The organism is Streptomyces caniferus (assembly GCF_009811555.1).
Lineage (GTDB): Bacteria > Actinomycetota > Actinomycetes > Streptomycetales > Streptomycetaceae > Streptomyces > Streptomyces caniferus.
In genome coordinates this window covers 1,545,066-1,561,069 of record NZ_BLIN01000002.1, presented here as the reverse complement: position 1 = coordinate 1,561,069, position 16,004 = coordinate 1,545,066, and the positions used below count along the sequence as shown (strand labels likewise).

Below are 16,004 nucleotides of genomic sequence, written 5' to 3'. Positions count from 1 at the left end.
TGAAGCGGGCCAGGAGCGGCGGCCGGGGCGCGACGCTGATCTGCAATGACGCCTGGCAGCCGACGCTGCCGTGGCTGGCGGTGCAGGACGGCGCCGAGGTGCTGTTCATCCCGACGAACAGCGCGGCGAGCCTGGATCCGGAGGCGATGGACACCGGCTCTACTGGGACACCCTGCTGTCCTATACGGCGAAGGATGCTGCAGTGCTGGGTGGTCTTCGTCAATCGCGTGGGCAATGAGCACGGCGCGGCGTTCTGGGGCGGCTCGCGGGTGGTGGACCCGCGCGGCGCGGTGGTGGCGCAGGCACCGAAATGGGAGCCCTCGGTGATCACCGTCGAGATCGATCTCGCCGAGGCGCGGCGGCAGCGCCGTGCGGTGCCGCTGGTCGCCGAGGCCCGGCTGGGGCTGATCGACCGCGAGGTGCGGCGGCTGATCGACGAGGGCGGCGACCACTGAGGGGCCGGCGGGCCGGCCTCAGTGGCGGGCGGCGGTCTCCGGACGGGGGGCGGACTCCGGGCGGGGCGCCTCGGCCGGCTCGTCGCCCTTGAGGGCCTTGGCCTCGGACTTGAGGATGCGCATCGAGCGGCCCAGGCCGCGCGCCATGTCGGGCAGCTTCTTCGAACCGAAGAGCAGCACGAGTACCGCGATGATCAGGATCAGATGCCAGGGCTCGAAGGCGTTGCGGAGCATGGGCGCGCTCGCTTTCGTCGGGAGGGTCAGCGGACGTTCTGTCCAGTATTACCCGAACGTTCCGGCCGTCCGGTCCAGGGGTCGCCCCCCGGGGCCGGACGGCCGGCGGCACGGCTACCAGCTCGCCTTGCGGACCCCCGGCTGGTGGCCCGCGTGCGCCTGCTCGCGCAGCCGTCCCCGGGACAGTCCGAAGGCGCGGAGGTAGCCGCGCGGGTGCCCGTCGACGCTGTCGCGGTTGCGCACCCGGGTGGTACTGGCGTCCCGCGGCCCGCAGGAGAGCTCGCCGCGGGCGGCGGTCGCGCGGCGCCTCCCGTTCTTGGTGATCTTGCTCTGCTTGGCCATCAGACCTTCTCCCCTCGTGCGCGGATCCGGGCGACGGCCGCCTCGATGCCGATCGTGTCCACGGTCTTGATCTTGGGGAACGGTGCCGGCGGTGGACCGGAGCAAGGGGGCCCCTGTCACGTACGTGACCCGCAAGAACAGTCGTAACCCCCAGCCTTCGGCCGGGAGGTGCCCCCGTCGCCGGGTCACCCGAGTCCGTGCGCATCAGCAGCGGCAGCTGTCCCGGGCGATCAAGAACGCACGGGAGATGGCGCTGCTCCCGTATGCGTCACGGTGACGGCCGCCTCCTGGTGACGGGTGCCGTCCGGTGACGCGTGCCCTCCGGTGGCGGCGGGAGGCCCCCTGCGCGTGAGGCGCGGGTGCCTCCCGGCTGTGACGGGCCGAACGCGGTCCGGTGCGCGCGCCCGTCCGGCCGGGTGTCCGCCCGTGCCCCTGGAACCCGCAGCACGTGGCGCACGTCTCTCCCTCGGTGGTGAGGGCTTCGGGCCGGGTGGTCCGTACCAGCTACGGGGCGCGCCTCATCAGGGGCGATGGCCGGCGGCCGGTGTCGGGGGAGGATCTGGCCGGGGCGCTCGACGAGCTGTGACCGGCTCTGCACCGGCTGTCGTGCACGTGCATCTGCGCATGCATCCGCATGAGAACGCAGCTATGCTCCCGGGCAGTTGACACCATTTATCACCGGGAGACCCCTGTGCTCCACGCATACAACGGCATGGCCGCCACGGATCTCCGCGATGTGGCATGGCAGAAGAGCAGGCACAGCAACTCCCAGGGCTCCTGCGTGGAGTTCGCCAAGCTGCCCGGGGGTGACATCGCGGTACGCAACTCCCGCTTCCCGGACGGTCCCGCGCTCGTCTACACCCCGGCCGAGGTCCGGGCGATGCTGCTCGGCATCAAGGACGGGGAGTTCGACCATCTCGTACGGGACTGAGCGCCCGAGGGTGTCCGGGCGGCCGTAGCGGTACACGGGCCGCAGGGCCGGCGCGGTCCGCGCACACGGCAACCGGGCGCCCGTACATGACGGTGCGCCCGGTGTGAGGGAGCGGCTACGGCAGCCGGAAGAGCGCCCACACGATCTTGCCGTGGGCGGCACCGGCCAGCGGATGCCAGCCCCAGCTGTCGCTGAAGGAGTCCACGAGGTACAGCCCCCGCCCCGACTCCGCGGCCGAATCCGCCTCGCCGGCGACCGGTGAGTCGTCGCTCGGGTCCCGTACGGCGCAGATCAGCCGGGAGGACCAGCGCATCAGATGCAGCCGGGCGGGCGGGGTGGCGTCGTGGTGCTCCGGAGCGGCCAGGATCGCGTGCCGCAGGGCGTTGGTGACGAGCTCGGAGACCACGAGGGCGACCGAGTCGAAGAGATCGTCAAGATCCCAGCCCTGCAGGGTCTCGCGTGTGAACGCACGTGCGCAGCGCACCGATTCGTAGCGTGCCGGGAGCGTGCGGGATGCGGAGCCGGAGGCGGCCAAGGGGTCGACGGGAGGGAAGCCCTGCCATAACGGCTCGAGCATGGTCAAAACCTTGGTCCCCATGCGAGGCACTCCTGGCGTTCGCGGACGTCATGACCCTGGCCGGTCAGCCGGATCTGGCGGATCTTTCACGAGCGTGCATGCGTGCGACGCCTATGGTTCCCAATGCGCGGGACAGATGCAAGGGCAGATGCACGTGCACGTGCCGTGATTGCGCCACCCCGGACCGATTCCTTCCGAATTCTTCCTGCCACTTCATGTGGAGGGCTTGCGGGAGCCTCACACATCAGTAACCGGATGAGCACTCAACGAAGCCCGAACGTGGCAGACTGCGGCCCACTGTTGGACGGGGTGGGGTCACAGGAGGGTCTGAGAGGTGTCCGCAAGTGAGTCGAGCGGGTCGGTGGTGCGGCGGATCCTGCTCGGGTCGCAGCTCCGTCGGCTGCGTGAATCGCGCGGGATAACCCGTGAGGCGGCCGGCTACTCGATCCGTGCGTCCGAATCCAAGATCAGCCGCATGGAGTTGGGCCGCGTGAGCTTCAAGGCACGGGATGTGGAGGACCTGCTCACGCTGTACGGCGTCGGTGACGCCCAGGAGCGTGAGGCACTGCTGTCCCTGGCGCGCGAGGCGAACGTCGCCGGCTGGTGGCACAGCTACACCGATGTGCTGCCCGGCTGGTTCCAGACGTATGTGGGCCTGGAAGGCGCCACATCCCTCCTCCGCGTCTACGAAGTCCAGTTCGTGCACGGGCTGTTGCAGACCGAGAGCTATGCCCAGGCCGTCGTCAGGCGGGGCATGCCGGATGCCGGGCCCGCCGAGATCGAGCGTCGCGTGGCGCTGCGGATGGAGCGCCAGAAGCTGCTGGTGACCGAGCGGTCCGCGCAGTTCCACTGTGTGCTGGACGAGGCCGCGCTGCGTCGCCCCTACGGCGAACGGTCCGTCATGCGCGAGCAGTTGAAGCATCTGATCGACGTGTCCGAGAGACCGAACGTACGGCTCCAGGTGATGCCCTTCAGTCTGGGAGGGCACGCGGGCGAGAGCGGAGCCTTCACGATGCTCGGCTTCCAGGAGTCGGGGCTGCCGGACGTCGTCTACCTGGAGCAGCTGACGAGCGCGCTCTATGTGGACAAGCCCGAAGAGGTGGCGCAGTACGCGCGGGTGATGGACCGCCTCCAGGAGGAGGGGCCGAATCCGGCCGAGACCAGGGACCTGTTGCGTGGTCTACTCCAACTGATGTGACGCATCGGTAGGATGGCGCACCATCAGGAGTCAGCACCCCCCAATGCGGCGCCCTGAGCGCCCTGTTCTCCAGATCGGGATGGCATGTCCTACTTCGACGAGTTGGCGTATCAGTTCATCGACGGCGAGTGGCGGTCCGGCAGCGGCTCATGGGACATCGTCGACTTCAATCCTTATAACGGGGAGAAGCTGACCTCCATACCCGTCGCCACGGTCGAGGAGATCGACCAGGCCTACCGTGCCGCCGAGCGCGCACAACGGGAGTGGGGCGCCACCAATCCGTACACCCGGCGGCTCGTCTTCGAGCGCGCGCTGCGGATCATCGACGACCGTGAGGCGGAGCTGGCCGAGACGATCGCCGCGGAGGTCGGCGGCACGCTCGTCAAGGTGGGCTTCGAGCTGCATCTGGCCAGGGAGTTCCTGCGCGAGGCGATCCAGCTCGCGCTGCGCGCCGAGGGCCGCATTCTGCCCTCGCCCATCGACGGCAAGGAGAACCGTCTCTACCGGCTGCCGGTCGGTGTCGTCGGCGTCATCAGCCCCTTCAACTTCCCCTTCCTGCTGTCGCTCAAGTCCGTCGCGCCGGCCCTCGCGCTCGGCAACGCCGTCGTCCTCAAGCCGCACCAGAACACCCCGGTGTGCGGCGGCGGCCTGGTCGCCAGGATCTTCGAGGAGGCGGGGCTGCCGGCGGGCGTGCTCAACGTCGTCGTCACCGACATCGCCGAGATCGGTGATGCGCTCATCGAGCACCCGGTGCCCAAGACGATCTCCTTCACCGGCTCCGAGAAGGTCGGCCGGCATGTCGCGACGGTCGCCGCGTCCCACTTCAAGCACTCGGTGCTGGAGCTGGGGGGCAACAGCGCACTGGTCGTCCTCGCCGACGCCGATATCGACTACGCGGTGGACGCCGCCGTCTTCAGCCGCTTCGTCCACCAGGGCCAGGTCTGCATGGCCGCCAACCGCGTGCTCGTGGACCGCGCCGTGGAGCGGGAGTTCACCGAGAAGTTCGTCGCCCGGGTCGCGGCCCTGAAGGTGGGCGACCCCACCGATCCGCAGACCCATATCGGCCCGCTGATCAACGAGGGGCAGGCCGAGGCGATCGCCTCGCTGGTGGACCGTGCGGTCGCCGACGGCGCCTCGGCGCTCCTGCACGGCGAGACCCGCGGCACCCTGGTGGCGCCGAGCGTGCTGAGCGGGCTGCCGGAGGACTCCCCGCTGCTGCAGCAGGAGATCTTCGGGCCCGTCGTGGTGCTGGTCCCGTTCGACGGGGACGACGAGGCGGTGCGGCTCACCAACGCGACGCCGTACGGGCTGAGCGGTGCCGTGCACACCGCCGACATCGAGCGCGGTGTGCGGTTCGCCAAGCGCATCGAGACGGGGATGTTCCACGTCAACGACGCCACGGTGCACGACGAGCCGATCGTGCCGTTCGGCGGCGCCAAGAGCTCCGGGGTGGGGCGGCTGAACGGCGACGCGATGGTGGAGGCCTTCACCACCACCAAGTGGATCTCCATTCAGCACGGGCGGTCGCAGTTCCCGTTCTGAGGTTCGCGCGGATCCGCGGCGCCCGATGGCGAGTTGCGGACAGAAGCTGACCGCAAGGGCTCCTACCTTGAGTGATGTCGAAAGGCGGACGGCGAACTGCCGGCCGTCGAAGGATGTCAGGAAAGGCGGATCCCATGCCCACTCACGTTCTGGCCGAGGACCACGGCGACGAGGCCGGCGCGCTGCTGGCCTTCCTGGAGGCCCAGCGGGGCGGGCTGCGGCGGGCGGTCCTGGGGCTGACCGAGGCCCAGGCGGCCCTGCGCCCGACCGCCAGTGAGCTGTCGCTGGCCGGGCTGGTCAAGCATGTCGCGGAGACCGAGCAGACCTGGCTCGAGACCGCGCAGGAGCGGCCGCACTCCATCGAGCGGAACGCCGAGAACTGGCACCTGAGCTTCCAGCTCGCGGACGGCGGGCGGGTGGCGGACGTGCTGGAGTTCTGGGACGGGGTCGCGCGGCGTACGGAGGAGTTCATCCGCTCCGTGAGCCTGAACGACACCTTCCCGCTGCCCGCGGCGCCGTGGTTCCCGCCGGAGGCCCGGCAGTCGATGCGCTGGCTGGTGCTGCACCTGATCGAGGAGACGGCCCGGCACGCCGGTCACGCCGACATCCTCCGTGAGTCCCTGGACGGCAAGACGGCTTTTGCGCTGGTGGACGAGGAGAGCAGGGTGCTGCAGGGGTGAGCGCGGGCTCCTCCGGGGGCGCCCTGGCCCCTGTCGTCAGGGCCTAGGCTGACGACAGGGGCGCGTGAGCAGAGAGGTGACGATGTCGGCGATCCGGCTGTTGGTACTGGGCGCCGTGCGGCAGCACGGCCGGGCGCACGGCTATCAGGTGCGCAACGACCTGGAGTACTGGGGCGCCCATGAGTGGTCCAACGCCAAGCCCGGCTCGATCTACCACGCGCTCAAGCAGATGGCGAAGCAAGGGCTGCTGCTCGACCATGACATCGCGCCCAGCACCGCCGGCGGTCCGCCGCGTACCGAGTACGAGCTGACCGCGGCGGGCGAGGCCGAGTACTTCGCGCTGCTGCGCACGGCGCTCTCCCAGCACGACCAGAAGCTCGACATGCTCAGCGCGGGCATCGGCTTCGTCGTGGATCTGCCGCGGGCCGAGGCGGTGGCGCTGCTCAAGGAGCGGGTGCGGGCGCTCGAGGAGTGGCGGAGCACGGTCACCGACTACTACACGCCCGAGGAAGGGCCCGGCCGGCTCGGCCACATCGGCGAGATCATGAACATGTGGGTGCACGCGGCGGACAGCGGTGCCGCGTGGACGCACGGGCTGATCGAGCGGATCGAGGGCGGGGCGTACGTCTTCGCCGGTGAAGGCGAGCCGTTCGTCGGGGTGCTGGCCGACGGGCAGGAGAACCCGTACGCGAGCAAGGACGCGCGCCCGGACCGCTCGCGTGCGGACCGTCCGGGGGCGGCCGGCGACGGTGCGGGCGACGGCGGTACGGACCACGGCGTCACCGCCGCGGAAACTCATTAATCAAGTTTGACCAATGCGCACGGCGGAGTTATCTTCCTGAGTAAGTAGTCAAACTTGACTATGGGAGGGAGATGTCGTGGCTGACCGCGATCAGGCGATCGTCGTCGAAGGACTGCACAAGCACTACGGCACCACAGCGGCCCTGGACGGGCTGGATCTGACCGTCCCGCCCGGCACCGTGCACGGGGTCCTTGGCCCCAACGGCGCCGGCAAGACCACCCTCGTGCGCATCCTGTCCACCCTGCTGCGGCCCGACGCCGGCCGGGCCGAGGTGGCCGGCTTCGACGTGCTGCGGCAGCCGGACGAGGTGCGGCGGCGGATCGGGCTGCTCGGGCAGCACGCCGCGGTCGACGAAGAGCTCGGCGGGCGGCAGAACCTGGAGATGTTCGGGCGGCTGTTCCACCTCGGGGCGCGCCGGGCGGGCGAGCGTGCGGACGAACTGCTGGAGCGGTTCGGACTCGCCGATGCCGGCCGCAAGGCGGTACGCCACTACAGCGGCGGGATGCGGCGCCGGCTGGATCTGGCGGCCGGTCTGGTGCTGGCGCCGCGGATCCTCTTCCTGGACGAGCCGACGACCGGGCTCGACCCCCGCGGGCGTACCGAGGTGTGGCAGGCGGTGCGTTCGCTGGTCGACGGTGGGACGACGGTGCTGCTGACCACGCAGTACCTGGAGGAGGCCGACCAGCTCGCGGACCGGATCTCGGTGGTCGACGGCGGCAGGGTGGCCGCGGCCGGTACCCCCGACGAGCTGAAGTCCGCCACCGGGGGCGACCGGATCGATGTCGTCCTGCGCGAGGCCCGTCAACTGGACCGGGCGGCCGCGCTGTTGGCGGAGGCGCTGGCGCGGGTGGCGGGCGGCGGTGCGGTCGGGGTGGACGCGGACGCACGGCGGCTGAGCGTGCCGGTCGCCGACCGGATGGTGGCGCTGACGGAGACCGTACGGGTGCTGGGCGCGGCGGGCGTCGAGGCGGTGGACCTCGCGGTGCGGCGCCCGACGCTGGACGAGGTGTTCCTGCAGCTGACGGGGGACGGCGCGAAGGAGAGGGGCGGCCCCGGAGTGCCGGCGGCCGCGACGGTGCGCGGGGACGAGGAGGGCGCGGCGGTATGAGTGGCGCGATGTGGGCGGTCACCGATTCCTGGACGATGACCCGGCGCGGGTTCGCGCACTGGGCGCGGCAGCCGGTGCAGGTCGTCGTCGGCCTGGTCTTCCCGGTGATGATGCTGCTGATGTTCGGCTGCTTCCTGGGCGGCGGGATGGCCGTGCCGGGCGGTGGCGACTACACGGAGTACCTGGTCCCGGGGATGTTCGCGCTCACCATGGCGTTCGGCCTCGAAACGACGATGACCGCGGTGACACAGGACCTCGGCAGGGGGGTGCTCGACCGCTTCCGGTCGATGCCGATGACGCCGTCCGCGGTCCTGGTCGGCCGCAGCATCCTGGACATGGTGCAGTCCGCGCTGAGCCTGCTGGTGATGGTCGGAGCGGGCCTGGCGATGGGGTGGCGCTGGCACGGCGGGCCGGCCGGTGCGCTGTCCGCGGTGGGCCTGCTGCTCCTGCTGCGGTTCGCCATGCTGTGGATCGGTATCCATGTGGGGCTGGTGGCGGGCCGGCCGGAGCTGGTGCAGGCCGTGCAGATCCTGGTCTGGCCGGTCGGCTTCCTCTCCAACGCCTTCGTCTCCGCCGCGTCGATGCCCGGCTGGCTGGGCGCGGTCGCGGAGTGGAACCCGCTGTCGGCGACGGCGGGTGCGGTACGTGAGCTGTTCGCCAACCCCCGTTGGACCGGGGACAGCTGGGCGGCCGGGCACGGCCTGCTGCTGGCCGTGGTGTGGCCGCTGGTGCTGCTCGCGGTGTTCTTCCCGCTGGCGGTACGGCGGTACCGGCGGCTGGGGCACTAGCTCCGGCGCGGCGGTGGGCGGGGCGTGCCCGGGCTGTCGGGTGGGCCCGCCCCCGGCGCGTCCGGCGGAGCTGGACGACGGCGGAGGAGGCTCGCGACGGAGGGGGTCGCGCAGGGGCTGAAGGGGGCCCCTAGTGGTGGAACGCCGTCGCGACCTCCGCCGGGCGCTGCAGCGGCTCGGACTGTTGCCGGAGTTCGGGCAGCAGCGCCTCCAGGTCCGCGATGAAGAGATCGGCGAGGTCCATCGAGAAGCCGTTGCGGCAGACCACCCGCAGGACGGAGAGGTCCTCGCGCTTCGGAGGGAAGGTGTAGGCGGGAATCAGCCAGCCGCGCTCCTTCATCCGCCGGGAGACGTCGAAGACGTCGAAGGCGGTGACGTCGTCCGTGGTGGTGAAGGCGAAGACCGGCAGCTGGTCGCCCTGGGTCAGCAGTCTGAAGTCGCCCAGCGCGCCGATCCGTTCGGCCAGCGAGCGGGCCACGTCGCGGGTCGCCTGCTGTACGGCGCGGAAGCCGGACCGGCCGAGCCGGAGGAAGGTGTAGTACTGCGCGGCGACCTGGGCGCCGGGCCGGGAGAAGTTGAGCGCGAAGGTCGGCATGTCGCCGCCCAGGTAGTTGACGCGGAAGACCAGCTCCTCGGGGAGCGCCTCCGCATCGCGCCACAGCGCCCAGCCGACGCCCGGGTAGACCAGGCCGTATTTGTGCCCCGAGGTGTTGATGGAGGCGACCCGCGGCAGCCGGAAGTCCCAGACCACGTCCGGGTCGAGGAACGGCGCGATCATGGCGCCGGACGCGCCGTCCACATGGACCGGGATGTCCCAGCCCTTCTCCTTGTGGACCGTGTCGAGCGCCGCGCAGATCTCGGCCACCGGCTCGTACGACCCGTCGAAGGTCGAGCCGAGGATCGCCACCACACCGATGGTGTTCTCGTCGCAGAGCCCGGCGGCGGAGGCCGCGTCCAGATGGAAGCGGTCGCCCTCCATCGGGACCATGCGCGCCTCGACCTCCCAGAAGTTGCAGAACTTCTCCCAGCAGACCTGCACGTTGGCGCCCATGACGAGGTTGGGCCGGGCCCGGCCCGGATACCTGTCCTTGTTGCGCTGCATCCAGCGCCGCTTGAGCGCCATGCCGGCGAGCATGCAGGCCTCGCTCGACCCGGTGGTGGAGCAGCCGACGGCCTCGGACGGGACGGGGGCGTGCCACAGGTCGGCGAGCATCGCCACACACCGCTTCTCCAGTTCGGCGGTGCGCGGGTACTCGTCCTTGTCGATCATGTTCTTGTCCCGGCACTCCGCCATCAGCACCCCGGCCTGCGGCTCCATCCAGGTGGTGACGAACGTCGCCAGATTCAGCCGGGAGTTGCCGTCCAGCATCAGCTCGTCGTGCACGAACTGATAGGCGGTGCGCGGGGAGACCGGGCCGTCGGGCAGGGTGTGCCGCGGTGGCGCGGACTCCATACCGGCGACCGGGTCGGCCTCCCCGTAGAACGGGTTGACCGGGTGTCCGATGTGCTTGCGGTCGGATGCCGATGCGCCTTTGTGCAGAGTCATCTCTCGTCCCTACCCGTCAACTGGCCAAGGAAAGGCCGTGTTTGACGGCCTTGGTGAACTTCACTACGCGCTCCGCCTGGATGCGGGCGGCGGTGCGCGCATCGTCGTCGGGCGGGGTGTCCGGGCCGCCGACGTGGGAAGTGCCGTAGGGATTGCCGTCGGTGAACTTCGCCGGGTCGGTGTAGCCCGGTGTCACGAGGATGCCGCCGAAATGGTGGACGGTCTGGTAGAGCGCGAGCAGGGTGGACTCCTGGCCGCCGTGCCGGGTGGCGCTCGCGGTGAAGCCGCTGTAGATCTTGTCGGCCAGTCTGCCCTGCTGCCAGAGGCCGCCCAGGGTGTCGAGGTACTGCTTGAGCTGCGAGGACACGTTCCCGAAGCGGGTGGGGGTTCCGAAGATCACCGCGTCCGCCCAGAGCATGTCCTCGTGGGTGGCCTCCATGATGTCGGCGGTGGCCGCGGCGTTCGCGGCCCAGGCCGGATGGGCGTCGATCGCGGTCTGCGGGGCGAGTTCCGCGGTCCGGCGCAGGCGCACCTCGGCCCCGGCGTGCTCGGCGGCGTCCGCGATCCGCCGGGCGAGCTCGGCGATGGTGCCCGTCGACGAGTAGTAGATGACGGCGACCTTCACATCGTGCACGGGCATCGGCGAACCTCCTGGAACCCGACAATAAGGGCATAAGGGGTAGGTGGCCTCCAGGATTCACCCAGTGGAAGCGCAACGGGCGGGCGGCCGCCCCGAGGGACCGCCACCCGCCCGTATCCGCCTGTGTGCCGCGCCGCCGCGCCGTCGGCCGGCCCGGCCGCCCGGCCCGCCCTGACCGCCCGCCCGCGCGGCCCGGCTCAGCTCGCGCTCGCCAGCGACAGCTTCGCGGCGAAGCCGAGGAACGCGGCGCCCGCGCCCGCGGACAGCCCGGCCGTCAGCCGCTTGCGGCGGCGGAAGGTGGCCGCCAGAAACGTCCCGCTGAAGATCAGGACCGACAGGTACGTGAGGCTGAACAGCTGCGCCCAGGCGCCCAGCGTCAGGAACGACAGCACCGGATGGGCATAGGACGGATCGACGAACTGCACGAAGAAGGAGATGAAGAACAGGATCGCCTTCGGGTTGAGCAGGCTGACCACCAGCGCTCTGCGGTACGGCCGCTCGACGGTCTCCTTGGGCGCCCCGGGGGCCGCGCCCCGCCGCTCGGCCCGCCGCGCCTCCCGGCCGCGCCACAGGGCCCAGGCGCCGCGCAGCATTCCCACCGCCAGCCACGTCAGATAGCCCGCACCGGCGAACTTCACGACGGTGAACAGCACCGGGCTGGTCTGCAGCAGCGAGGCCACCCCGCCGGCCGACAGCGTCATCAGCACCGTGTCGCCGCACAGCACCCCGGCCGCCGCCCGGTAGGCCACCCGCGGGCCGCGCCGGGCCGCCACCGAGACGACGTACAGCGAATTCGGGCCCGGCAGCAGAATGATCAGTGCGAGCCCCACCAGATACGTGGACAGATCCGTTATCCCCAGCATGTGCGGCAGGATCTCACCCTCCTGTTCGCCGCCTCACCGGCTTTTCACGATGCGGACTTGCACCTCACGCGAGGTGAGGTCACATCGTGGAGTGCGTACCGAGAAGGGAGCGGAAGTGAGCTATTCGGTAGGGCAGGTCGCCGCCTTCGCCGGGGTCACGGTGCGCACCTTGCACCACTACGACGAGATCGGGCTGCTGCCGCCCGGCGAACGCAGCCACGCAGGCCACCGGCGCTACGGCGAGGACGACCTGGACCGGCTGCAGCAGATCCTGTTCTACCGGGAGCTCGGCTTCCCGCTCGACGAGGTCGCGGCCCTCCTGGACGACCCGCACACCGACCCGCAGGAGCATCTGCGGCGCCAGCACGACCTGCTGACCGGACGGATCGGCAGACTCCAGGAGATGGCCGCCGCCGTCGAACACGCGATGGAGGCACGCAGGATGAAGGTACGGCTCACACCCGAGGAGAAGTTCGAGGTCTTCGGGGACTTCGACCCCGACGCGCACGCCGCGGAGGCCGAGGAGCGCTGGGGCGGCACGGACGCCTACGAGGAGTCGCGGCGCAGGACGGCCGCGTACACCAAGGACGACTGGCAGCGGCTGACCGCGCGGTTCGACGCCCTGCACCGCAGGATGGCGGACCTGCTCGCGCGGGGCGTGCCGGCGGACTCCGAGGCGGCGATGGAGGTCGCGGAGGAGCACCGGCGGTTCATCAGCGAGGCCTACTACGACTGCACGCACGAGGGGCACAGCGGACTCGGCGAGATGTATGTCACGGACGAGCGGTTCACCGCCACCTACGAGGCCATCAGGCCCGGCCTCGCCGGCTACCTGCGCGACGCGATACTGGCCAACGCCGTCCGCCATCTGTGATCCGTACGGGCCGGGGGAGCGCGCCCCGGCCCGTACGGCATGCTCGCCTCCGGGCCGCGCCATGCCCGGCACGGCCCGCCCGGGGCTCAGCCCCGCGGGGAGAGCACCACGGCCGTCCCGTAGGCGCACACCTCGGTGCCCACGTCCGCGGCCTCCGTGACATCGAAGCGGAACATCAGCACCGCATTCGCACCGCGCGAGCGGGCCTGCTCCACCAGCCGTTCCATCGCCTGGTTACGGGTCTCGACCAGGGTCTTGGTCAGGCCCCGCAGCTCGCCGCCGATCATCGATTTCAGGCCCGCGCCGATCTGGCTGCCGAGGTGCCGGGAGCGCACCGTCAGGCCGAAGACCTCGCCGATCACTCGTTCCACGTGAAACCCCGGGACGTCGTTGGTCGTCACCACCAGCACGTCGGACTGCGCGCGCTGTCCGCCGCCGTACTCATCGATGCCCATGGCGTGCACCTCCTTCCGGCCAGCATCACCCGGCCCCCCGGGTGCGGCCAGCGGTCGGGGGCGCTCGGGTGGGGCCCCGGGGCCCGCCTGGAACCAAGGGGCGCCACCCGGCGTTGATAGTTTTGGGCCGCACACGCGCCTGCACCCTCGTCGCTTCGCTCGTCGCACCGCACGATCCGGCGCCCTCGACCCAGGAGCCTTCACCCCGTGAATACTCTCGCGCTCGGCCCCCAGTGGCTGGACCCGGACTACTTGATCGCGACCTTCGGCCTGGTCGGTGTTCTGGTCATCGTCTTCGCGGAGTCAGGCCTGCTGATCGGCTTCTTCCTGCCGGGCGACTCGCTGCTGTTCACCACCGGCCTGCTGGTGACGACGAACAGGCTGGACCGGCCGCTGTGGCTGGTGTGCACCCTGGTCGTGCTGGCCGCCGTCCTCGGTGACCAGGCGGGCTATCTCTTCGGCCGCAAGGTCGGCCCCTCGCTGTTCAAGCGCCCCGACTCGCGCCTCTTCAAGCAGGAGAACGTCGAGAAGGCGCACGCCTTCTTCGAGAAGCACGGCCCCAAGTCGCTGATCCTGGCCCGCTTCGTGCCGATCGTGCGCACGTTCACGCCGATCATCGCCGGTGTGAGCCGGATGAACTACCGCTCCTTCATCACCTTCAACCTCATCGGCGGCGCCCTGTGGGGCGCCGGCGTCACGCTGCTCGGCGCCTCCCTGGGGAACATCCCGTTCGTCCACCAGCACATCGAGCTGATCCTGGTCGCGATCGTGCTGGTCTCCGTCGTACCGATCGCCATCGAGTACCTCCGCGCCCGCGGCAAGGCCAGGAACGAGCAGCCCGCCCCGCCCGCGGACCGCCCGCACAGCCCCGCCCCCGACACCCGCCGCGGCCGCCACGCCAAGCGCTGACACCTACCGAGCGCCACCCGGCCAACTGCCCCCCACCACCTCTTTCCTCATCCGCCACGGGAAGCGTCGGGCCGAAAACGACGCCCCCGAGCACGCGCCTCCCGCCCCCATCAGGCATCGTGTCCTTGTCATCCGTCAGGAGGCTTACAAGGAGAGCGAAGACCCGTGGCGTCGGACCCACACCGCGGCCAGCGCGGCACGAGCGGCATCGGCAGCAGCGGATCCTCGGACCAGAGCGGTTCCGAGGAGCGCAAGCCCCAGCCGGACGAGGCCCACAGTGCCTTCACCCCGCCGCTGGGCGTGCCCTACCCGCCGCTGCCCGAGGACGAGCACCCCACCTCCGAGTTCGCGCTGCCCTCGGGGATGCGCCCGGAGACCCCGGCCGAGCAGGAGGGCTCGGCCTTCACGCCGCCCAGCGGCACCACCGGCCAGACCCCGATGCCCGCCGGCTCCACCGCGCTGAGCTACGCCTTCACCCCGCCGCACGGCATCCCCGCCGTCCGCCTCACCAAGGAGGCGCCCTGGCAGGACCGGATGCGCACCATGCTCCGGATGCCGGTGGGGGAGCGGCCGGTCCCCGAACGCGCCGAGCGGCCCGACGACGAGACCGGCCCGGCCGTGCCCCGCGTGCTCGACCTGACGCTGCGTATCGGGGAGATCCTGCTCGCCGGCGGCGAGGGCGCCGAGGACGTCGAGGCCGCGATGTTCGGTGTGGCGCACGCCTACGGGCTGGAGCGCGTCGAGCCGACCGTCACCTTCACCCTGCTGTCGATCTCCTACCAGCCGTCGCTGGTCGACGACCCGGTCACCGCCAGCCGTACGGTCCGGCGCCGCGGCGTCGACTACAACCGGCTGTCCGCGGTCTTCCGGCTCGTCGACGACATCGCCTCCGAGGACATCACCCTCGAAGAGGCCTACCGCGGCCTCGCCGAGATCCGCCGTAACCGCCACCCGTACCCGAGCTGGGCGCTGACGGTGGCCTCCGGGCTGCTGTCCGGTGCGGCCTCCATGCTGGTCGGCGGCACCATGCTGGTGTTCGTCGCGGCCGCGGTGGGCTCGATGCTCGGCGACCGGCTGGCCTGGCTCGCGTCCGGGCGCGGGCTGCCGGAGTTCTACCAGTTCGTGGTCGCGGCGATGCCGCCCGCGGCGGTGGGTGTCGCCTTCGGTCTCGCCCACCTCAATGTGCAGGCGTCCGCGGTGATCACCGGTGGACTGTTCGCGCTGATCCCGGGGCGGGCCCTGGTCGCCGGCGTCCACGACGGGCTGACCGGCTACTACATCACCGCCGCCGCCCGTCTGCTGGAGGTCGGCTACCTCATCGTCGGCATCGTCGTCGGCGTGCTCAGCGTGCTCTACATCGGCCTTCAGCTGAACCCGGGCCTGCGGCGGCTCAACCCCGAGGAGTCGCTGGGGGACTACAACGAGCCGCTGGTGCAGACGGTCGCGGCGATGCTGCTGGCACTGGCGTTCTGCGTGCTGCTCCAGCAGGAACGTCACACCGTGGCGTTTGCGACCCTGAACGGCGGCGTCGCCTGGGTGGTGTACGGCGCGCTCACCTACGTCGCCGGGATAAACGCCGTGCCCGCCACCGCCATCGCGGCCGGACTGGTCGGCCTCTTCGGCCAGTTGCTCTCCCGCTACCGCTATGCGTCCGCGCTGCCGTACGTCACCGCGGCCATCGGCCCGCTGCTGCCCGGTAGCGCCACGTACTTCGGCCTGCTCAACTTCGCCCAGGGGCACCTGCCGCAGGGCCTGACGTCCCTGGTCCAGGCCGCTTCGCTGGCGCTGGCCATCGCAGTGGGGGTCAACCTCGGCGCCGAGGTCGCCCGGCTCTTCCTGCGCGCACCCGGTGTCGAGGAGCCCGGCACCGGCCGCCGCGCCGCCAAGCGCACCCGCGGCTTCTAGGCGGTCCGCCGGGCCCGGGAACGCCGCCGGGCCCGGACCTGCCCGGCGCCGGCCGGCGTCCCGCGACCGGCCCCCGACACGCGAACGGGCGGCAACCCAACCGGGTGCCGCCCGTTCGCGTACGAAAATCAGCGCGCGGATCCCGGTGCGCGACG

20 protein-coding genes and 1 pseudogene are annotated in these 16,004 nt (G+C 71.0%); 13 read left to right on the top strand and 8 right to left on the bottom strand.

Going from position 1 to position 16,004, the window contains the following annotated elements; all coding sequences use genetic code 11:
- The coding region (locus Scani_RS08780; RefSeq protein WP_281391886.1) for a nitrilase-related carbon-nitrogen hydrolase at window positions 1-455 on the top strand (455 nt) is incomplete at its 5' end.
- 18 nt (window positions 456-473) lie between these two features.
- On the opposite strand, the gene tatA is transcribed toward Scani_RS08780, so the two are convergent.
- The 3 genes and pseudogenes from tatA to Scani_RS08765 all read right to left on the bottom strand — a co-directional run.
- A complete protein-coding gene (gene tatA / locus Scani_RS08775; protein ID WP_159471600.1) occupies window positions 474-689 on the bottom strand; it encodes a Sec-independent protein translocase subunit TatA in 216 nt (71 codons plus the stop codon).
- 114 nt (window positions 690-803) lie between these two features.
- The gene (locus Scani_RS08770) at window positions 804-1,031 is read right to left on the bottom strand and encodes an uS14 family ribosomal protein (RefSeq protein WP_159471598.1); all 228 of its coding nucleotides are present in this window, start codon (window positions 1,029-1,031) and stop codon (window positions 804-806) included.
- A pseudogene (locus Scani_RS08765) lies at window positions 1,031-1,102 on the bottom strand (50S ribosomal protein L28); the annotation flags it as partial. The gene Scani_RS08770 and the pseudogene Scani_RS08765, both read right to left, overlap by 1 nt.
- A gap of 11 nt (window positions 1,103-1,113) precedes the next feature.
- Between Scani_RS08765 and Scani_RS42085 the strand changes: the two are divergent.
- The 3 genes from Scani_RS42085 (at window position 1,114) to Scani_RS08750 (ending at window position 1,962) form a co-directional block, all read left to right on the top strand.
- On the top strand, window positions 1,114-1,308 hold the full coding sequence (locus tag Scani_RS42085) for a bS18 family ribosomal protein (protein ID WP_371872319.1): 195 nt from the start codon (window positions 1,114-1,116) through the stop codon (window positions 1,306-1,308).
- Between the two features lie 171 nt (window positions 1,309-1,479).
- Entirely contained in the window at window positions 1,480-1,617 is a 138-nt protein-coding gene (locus Scani_RS08755; RefSeq protein ID WP_159471596.1) for a hypothetical protein, read from the top strand.
- A 105-nt stretch (window positions 1,618-1,722) separates the two neighbouring features.
- Window positions 1,723-1,962, top strand: a complete 240-nt coding sequence (locus tag Scani_RS08750) for a DUF397 domain-containing protein (RefSeq protein ID WP_086718280.1) — start codon at window positions 1,723-1,725, stop codon at window positions 1,960-1,962.
- 115 nt (window positions 1,963-2,077) lie between these two features.
- Here the strand turns inward: Scani_RS08750 and Scani_RS08745 are convergent, their stop codons facing one another.
- A complete protein-coding gene (locus Scani_RS08745) occupies window positions 2,078-2,560 on the bottom strand; it encodes an ATP-binding protein (protein ID WP_159471594.1) in 483 nt (160 codons plus the stop codon).
- A 313-nt stretch (window positions 2,561-2,873) separates the two neighbouring features.
- Here Scani_RS08745 and Scani_RS08740 point away from each other — a divergent pair, with 313 nt between their 5' ends.
- From Scani_RS08740 to Scani_RS08715, 6 genes are all read left to right on the top strand, one after another.
- Window positions 2,874-3,737, top strand: a complete 864-nt coding sequence (locus tag Scani_RS08740; RefSeq protein WP_159471592.1) for a Sco1979 family transcriptional regulator — start codon at window positions 2,874-2,876, stop codon at window positions 3,735-3,737.
- 84 nt (window positions 3,738-3,821) lie between these two features.
- On the top strand, window positions 3,822-5,279 hold the full coding sequence (locus tag Scani_RS08735) for an aldehyde dehydrogenase family protein (RefSeq protein ID WP_159471590.1): 1,458 nt from the start codon (window positions 3,822-3,824) through the stop codon (window positions 5,277-5,279).
- A 134-nt stretch (window positions 5,280-5,413) separates the two neighbouring features.
- On the top strand, window positions 5,414-5,959 hold the full coding sequence (locus Scani_RS08730; protein ID WP_159471588.1) for a DinB family protein: 546 nt from the start codon (window positions 5,414-5,416) through the stop codon (window positions 5,957-5,959).
- A gap of 82 nt (window positions 5,960-6,041) precedes the next feature.
- Window positions 6,042-6,761 (top strand): PadR family transcriptional regulator, encoded by a 720-nt coding sequence (locus Scani_RS08725; RefSeq protein WP_159471930.1) that lies wholly within the window; start codon window positions 6,042-6,044, stop codon window positions 6,759-6,761.
- Window positions 6,762-6,837: 76 nt separating this feature from the next.
- Window positions 6,838-7,869, top strand: a complete 1,032-nt coding sequence (locus tag Scani_RS08720; RefSeq protein WP_159471586.1) for an ATP-binding cassette domain-containing protein — start codon at window positions 6,838-6,840, stop codon at window positions 7,867-7,869.
- Window positions 7,866-8,657, top strand: coding sequence for an ABC transporter permease (locus Scani_RS08715; RefSeq protein WP_246295565.1), 792 nt, complete (start codon window positions 7,866-7,868; stop codon window positions 8,655-8,657). The genes Scani_RS08720 and Scani_RS08715 overlap by 4 nt, the downstream gene beginning before the upstream one ends.
- A 130-nt stretch (window positions 8,658-8,787) precedes the next feature.
- On the opposite strand, the gene gad is transcribed toward Scani_RS08715, so the two are convergent.
- The 3 genes from gad to leuE all read right to left on the bottom strand — a co-directional run bounded on the left by gad (window position 8,788) and on the right by leuE (window position 11,706).
- Window positions 8,788-10,203: a glutamate decarboxylase gene (gene gad, locus Scani_RS08710; RefSeq protein ID WP_159471584.1), complete on the bottom strand. Its 1,416-nt coding sequence runs from the start codon at window positions 10,201-10,203 to the stop codon at window positions 8,788-8,790.
- Window positions 10,204-10,219: 16 nt separating this feature from the next.
- Window positions 10,220-10,843, bottom strand: coding sequence for an NAD(P)H:quinone oxidoreductase (gene wrbA, locus Scani_RS08705; RefSeq protein WP_159471582.1), 624 nt, complete (start codon window positions 10,841-10,843; stop codon window positions 10,220-10,222).
- 197 nt (window positions 10,844-11,040) lie between these two features.
- The gene (leuE, locus tag Scani_RS08700) at window positions 11,041-11,706 is read right to left on the bottom strand and encodes a leucine efflux protein LeuE (RefSeq protein ID WP_159471580.1); all 666 of its coding nucleotides are present in this window, start codon (window positions 11,704-11,706) and stop codon (window positions 11,041-11,043) included.
- Window positions 11,707-11,821: 115 nt separating this feature from the next.
- On the opposite strand from leuE, the gene Scani_RS08695 reads away from it, so the two are divergent.
- Complete coding sequence (locus Scani_RS08695; RefSeq protein ID WP_159471578.1) at window positions 11,822-12,580, top strand: MerR family transcriptional regulator; 759 nt, start codon at window positions 11,822-11,824, stop codon at window positions 12,578-12,580.
- 86 nt (window positions 12,581-12,666) lie between these two features.
- Here the strand turns inward: Scani_RS08695 and Scani_RS08690 are convergent, their stop codons facing one another.
- Complete coding sequence (locus tag Scani_RS08690) at window positions 12,667-13,035, bottom strand: YbjQ family protein (protein WP_159471576.1); 369 nt, start codon at window positions 13,033-13,035, stop codon at window positions 12,667-12,669.
- Window positions 13,036-13,242: 207 nt separating this feature from the next.
- Between Scani_RS08690 and Scani_RS08685 the strand changes: the two genes are divergently transcribed.
- Both Scani_RS08685 and Scani_RS08680 read left to right on the top strand, forming a co-directional pair.
- Window positions 13,243-13,944 (top strand): DedA family protein, encoded by a 702-nt coding sequence (locus Scani_RS08685; protein WP_159471574.1) that lies wholly within the window; start codon window positions 13,243-13,245, stop codon window positions 13,942-13,944.
- 165 nt (window positions 13,945-14,109) lie between these two features.
- Window positions 14,110-15,849 carry a threonine/serine exporter family protein gene (locus tag Scani_RS08680; RefSeq protein ID WP_159471572.1) on the top strand — a complete coding sequence of 580 codons (1,740 nt, stop codon included), beginning with the start codon at window positions 14,110-14,112 and terminating at the stop codon, window positions 15,847-15,849.
- Window positions 15,850-16,004 lie beyond the last annotated feature (155 nt).

What these genes read in the sequence shown, in the direction of transcription:
- gad (WP_159471584.1), bottom strand. Translation starts at nt 10,203, where the DNA reads ATGACTCTGCACAAAGGCGCATCGGCATCCGACCGCAAGCACATCGGA.
- Scani_RS08730 (WP_159471588.1), top strand. Translation starts at nt 5,414, where the DNA reads ATGCCCACTCACGTTCTGGCCGAGGACCACGGCGACGAGGCCGGCGCG.
- leuE (WP_159471580.1), bottom strand. Translation starts at nt 11,706, where the DNA reads ATGCTGGGGATAACGGATCTGTCCACGTATCTGGTGGGGCTCGCACTG.
- wrbA (WP_159471582.1), bottom strand. Translation starts at nt 10,843, where the DNA reads ATGCCCGTGCACGATGTGAAGGTCGCCGTCATCTACTACTCGTCGACG.
- Scani_RS08735 (WP_159471590.1), top strand. Translation starts at nt 3,822, where the DNA reads ATGTCCTACTTCGACGAGTTGGCGTATCAGTTCATCGACGGCGAGTGG.
- Scani_RS08725 (WP_159471930.1), top strand. Translation starts at nt 6,042, where the DNA reads ATGTCGGCGATCCGGCTGTTGGTACTGGGCGCCGTGCGGCAGCACGGC.
- Scani_RS08770 (WP_159471598.1), bottom strand. Translation starts at nt 1,031, where the DNA reads ATGGCCAAGCAGAGCAAGATCACCAAGAACGGGAGGCGCCGCGCGACC.
- Scani_RS08690 (WP_159471576.1), bottom strand. Translation starts at nt 13,035, where the DNA reads ATGGGCATCGATGAGTACGGCGGCGGACAGCGCGCGCAGTCCGACGTG.
- Scani_RS08745 (WP_159471594.1), bottom strand. Translation starts at nt 2,560, where the DNA reads ATGGGGACCAAGGTTTTGACCATGCTCGAGCCGTTATGGCAGGGCTTC.
- Scani_RS08715 (WP_246295565.1), top strand. Translation starts at nt 7,866, where the DNA reads ATGAGTGGCGCGATGTGGGCGGTCACCGATTCCTGGACGATGACCCGG.
- tatA (WP_159471600.1), bottom strand. Translation starts at nt 689, where the DNA reads ATGCTCCGCAACGCCTTCGAGCCCTGGCATCTGATCCTGATCATCGCG.